Annotated in this window: 2 protein-coding genes; one reads left to right on the top strand and one right to left on the bottom strand. The window is 44.1% G+C overall.

Features of this window, described 5'->3' with window-relative positions; translation table 11 throughout:
• Positions 1-117: 117 nt before the first annotated feature.
• Entirely contained in the window at positions 118-1,242 is a 1,125-nt protein-coding gene (phnW, locus tag A3738_RS21245) for a 2-aminoethylphosphonate--pyruvate transaminase (RefSeq protein WP_231876724.1), read from the bottom strand.
• Positions 1,243-1,387: 145 nt separating this feature from the next.
• Between phnW and A3738_RS21240 the strand changes: the two genes are divergently transcribed.
• Positions 1,388-1,623 (top strand): GntR family transcriptional regulator (locus tag A3738_RS21240; RefSeq protein ID WP_156504394.1); only part of this gene is annotated, 236 nt, incomplete at its 3' end.

Genomic DNA, 1,623 nt, shown 5'->3' with positions numbered 1-1,623 from the left:
TAAAGCTTTGAACGCTTCTATCGGTGCGACAGAACCGAAATCAACAGTGGTGCCTGCCCAATCAAAAATGGCGGCTTGAACAGTGTTATTTGTGTTGTTCATAAATATCTCGCGTGTTTATAGCCAATAGCGTTCTTCAGAAACTGCTTGAATAAGTCTTTGAATATCTTCAGGAAATACGTGGCCAATCGTGCCGATTCGGAAGCAATCTGCTTGGCTTACTTTTCCGGGGTAAATAACGAAACCGCGTTTTTTTAATCCGTCATAAAAGGTATTGAAGCGATAACTTTCATACTGCGGGTTTAAAAACGTACTAATAAATGGTGAGCGTAAATCACCTTGTAGTAAGGTTGTGAAGCCAAGCTTTTCGATGCCGGCGATAAGGGTATCTCTATTTTTCAAGTAGCGTTGATAGCGCGCTTCAACACCGCCTTCTTGTTCTAATTCGATAAGAGCTTGCTCAAATGCGCGTACAACATGAGTTGGTGATGTAAAACGCCACTTGCCAGGGTCTTTCTCCATCGCTTGCCATTGATCAAATAAATCTAAGCTGTGTGAGCGCGCTAGGCCTTCACATTTGGCAATAGAGGAATGCTTTGCGAGCACAAACCCAAAGCCAGGGACGCCTTGAATACATTTGTTGGCGCTACTGATTAAAAAGTCGATATTTAACTCAGCCAGATCAAGAGGAATGCCGCCGAAAGAACTCATAGCGTCGACAATGAAGGTGCAGTTGTTTTCTTTGCAGACATGACTGATGGGCTCAATGGGGTTGAGCATTCCCGTCGTTGTTTCGCAATGAACCATTGCGACATAGATGTCCCCGGAAAGCTCCTTTAACACCTGTTGTAGTTTGGCGGGGTCGACAGGAGATGTTTCTCCGTAATCGATCAGACTAAAAGGAATGTTCAGGGTCGAAGCCATGGTTGCCATGCGTTGTCCATAGGCACCATTAGCGAGTATGACTAAATGTCCTGATGCTGGTATGACTGAACCAAGTGTTGCTTCGACAGAGGCTGAGCCGCTACCTTGCATCAACACAGCAGTGTATTCGTCTTGGTATTCCTCACTAGTTGCAAGTTTTACCAAGCGCTGTCTGACGCCTTGAACAAGTTGTTTGTAGTCATCATCCCAAGTACACCAATCGCGTAACATGGCATTTCTCACTCCGATGCTTGTTGATAGAGGGCCAGGAGTAAGAAGTAAATAAGGGTTTATCGGTGCATCCATTTTGGTCGTCATAAGTAAATCTCAAAATTATTGGTATATACCAGTTGAGCGAGATACTATGTGCACCTTTAGGTAAGGGTCAACGCTTTACCTGCAAAATTCATAAAAGTGAAATATACGGAGATCAGACAGTTGAGGTCTGATAGATAAAAGAATCATGGGTACATTAGCGAACGCAATAAAAGAGACTCTGACGGAAAATATCATGAGATGGAGAGGGGAAGGCGAGATGAAACTACCCTCTGAGCGATACTTGAGTGAGCAACATTCAACAACGCGGGTAACAATCCGAGAGGCTTTGAAGTTGCTAGAAACAGAAGGCTTGATTTATCGGGAGAACCGACGTGGTTGGTTTATATCCCCACCTAAATTGCGTTATGACCCAAGTGTTCA

Source organism: Oleiphilus sp. HI0066, from assembly GCF_001635725.1.
This window is presented reverse-complemented; position numbering and strand designations above follow the sequence as displayed.

What these genes read in the sequence shown, in the direction of transcription:
- phnW (WP_231876724.1), bottom strand. Translation starts at nt 1,242, where the DNA reads ATGACGACCAAAATGGATGCACCGATAAACCCTTATTTACTTCTTACT.